Source organism: Paludibacterium purpuratum, assembly GCF_004363805.1.
Lineage (GTDB): Bacteria > Pseudomonadota > Gammaproteobacteria > Burkholderiales > Chromobacteriaceae > Paludibacterium > Paludibacterium purpuratum.
Window position 1 is genome coordinate 1 of the sequence record NZ_SNZP01000028.1, and the last position, 1,581, is coordinate 1,581.

Sequence of the window (1,581 nt, forward strand, 5' to 3'; positions counted from 1 at the left end):
CATTCGATGGGCGGGCTGGTGACGCGGCGCGCGGCGCAGCTCGCACCCGACAAGATGCTCGGCGTGGTGCACGGTGTACAGCCGGTGGCCGGTGCCCCGGTGGTGTACCGTCGTTTCCGAGCCGGCACCGAGGTGGGTGGGGTGTTTGACCTGGAAGGTGCGGCGGTGGCGGCCATCGTCGGTTGGAATGCGGCCGATATCACGCCGACGCTGGCCTGCTCTCCCGGCCCGCTGGAGCTATTGCCGACCAAACACTATCCGCCCGGTTGGCTGCAAGTGGCGCAGAACGAGCAAGTGGTCATGGCCTTGCCGCAAGCCGATCCGTATGAAGAGATCTACAGCAAGACCACCGACGACTGCTGGTGGGGCATGCTGGACCCGAAGCTGATCGATCCAAAAGGTAAAATGAAGTCGCCCCTGGAGGCTCATCGAACAGCGTTGGGCAAGGCGGCGGATTTTCATGAAGCACTGGGGCTGTACGCTCACCCGCAAACCTATGGCTATTACGGCATAGACGAGAGGAAATACCGCGCCTTTGGCCACATCACCTGGCAAACGGATAAGTTGCCGCACGATGACGTACTGCCGCTGGTGATCAATCAAGACAGTGGCCATACGCTGAACGGGCAATCGACCGTACCGCTGTATCAACAAGAGGCGCAGGATGCCCGCGTCAAGCTGAAGCTGGCGAACGTGTGCAACCAGGGCGGCGACGGCACGGTGCCGCGCGACTCGGCCCAGGTGCTGGATCGGCTGCAGCCGACCCCGCAGGTGGTGTTCCGCATCGCCGGCTTCGACCACCAGAATAGCTTCGCCAATCGCTACGCCCTGCAGGCCACTGTATATAGCATCGCGCGCCTGGTGGCGGAGCAGGCGCCGGCGCCGGTGCCTTACTGAAAGCCAAGACATGAACCCACGAATCGTTTATTTACTAGGGCTGACGCTCGCCTGGCTCGCCCCCACCCTCTACGCCGCGGAGCCTGTGATGTTCGACAAGACCAAGACTTACTGTTTCGGCCGTTATCTGGTGGATATCCCAGTCGAGGCCGAGCTGAAAGGCCAAGGCAATAACTACTATGCGGCATCGATCAAGTCGGGCAAGGGGATGCCGGATTTTACCGCCAGAATGAATGCCGCACTGACAAAAAGAAAAAACGAACCCGGAAAACACGGCTTCAAATATGTGAAGAGCGTCTATCCCGAAGGCGGCGATCGACAGATCGTGGTCGGCAAGGCCGATTTATGGGGAAGCACCGCCTATTCAATCGATGCTTTTGTTCGGATGTCATTGCAAAAAACGGGGGCGGGACAGTTCTTTTATCTCAGTGAGGAAGGGCTTCCTGCCAACGACATCGATGCCATCGTTGACAACTATCGTCAGATCTTGGCAGCCATACGCTACCGCGGCGAACGTGAAATCCCCTCTGAACCGGGCTTTTGTATCGCAAATGGGGTTATTGCCAACGATGGCAAGACGCCACAAGCTGAGAATGCCAGCTTGGCATTTCAGTTGAAAAAAAATCCGGATGTTTGGATAAGAATAGAGAGTAATGTCCTGTTCAGAAGTCAGCCATCACTTTT

At 57.9% G+C, this 1,581-nt stretch carries 2 protein-coding genes; both read left to right on the forward strand.

Translation table 11 applies throughout. The features are described 5' to 3' along the window. Positions 1–897, forward strand: an 897-nt coding sequence (locus DFP86_RS19395) for a hypothetical protein (RefSeq protein ID WP_208108410.1), incomplete at its 5' end; no start/stop codon positions are given. 10 nt (positions 898–907) lie between these two features. Continuing rightward, on the forward strand, positions 908–1,581 hold a 674-nt coding region (locus DFP86_RS19160; protein WP_208108411.1), incomplete at its 3' end, for a T6SS immunity protein Tli4 family protein.